A 435-nucleotide genomic window follows, 5' to 3' on the forward strand; every position below is an offset into this window, starting at 1 on the left:
TTGGCCCCGCCTTCGCCTTCGCCGCCTTCCTTGGCGACGGGGGCATAGGGGTCTTCCTCGCCCTTGCGGATCAGCTTGGGCTTGTTGTCTTCATGGATGACCACTTGCGGTCCACCCAGGATGTGCATGGCAAACAGGGCGTAGACCCCGCCACCACCCATCACCAGCGTGGCCACGACCACGCCGATGAGCACCACAAGACCGCCCTTTTTCTTCTTGGGCGCGTCCTTGTCCTTTTCCTTCTTGTCGCTCATGCCGGTTCCTTGATCGTCAGATGGCCAGGGGATTGAGGCGTCGATTTACGCGCGGGATCACGCGTAGACGCCGCCCTGGGCCGTGTCGGGCTCGTCGCTCCGGTCCGGCGAGCGGCGGGCGGCAAGGCCCGCGCTGTCCGGCGCCGCGGCGCGTTGCGGCTGGCGCGGATCGCCACCCTGG

Annotated in this window: 1 pseudogene; it reads right to left on the reverse strand. The window is 66.9% G+C overall.

Annotated elements, in window-relative coordinates:
- Positions 1–254: pseudogene (locus tag H926_RS35385) on the reverse strand (flagellar basal body-associated protein FliL); the annotation flags it as partial.
- Positions 255–435: the final 181 nt, after the last annotated feature.

It is taken from the genome of Novosphingobium sp. B-7 (assembly GCF_000410615.1).
GTDB classification, from domain to species: Bacteria; Pseudomonadota; Alphaproteobacteria; order Sphingomonadales; family Sphingomonadaceae; genus Novosphingobium; species Novosphingobium capsulatum.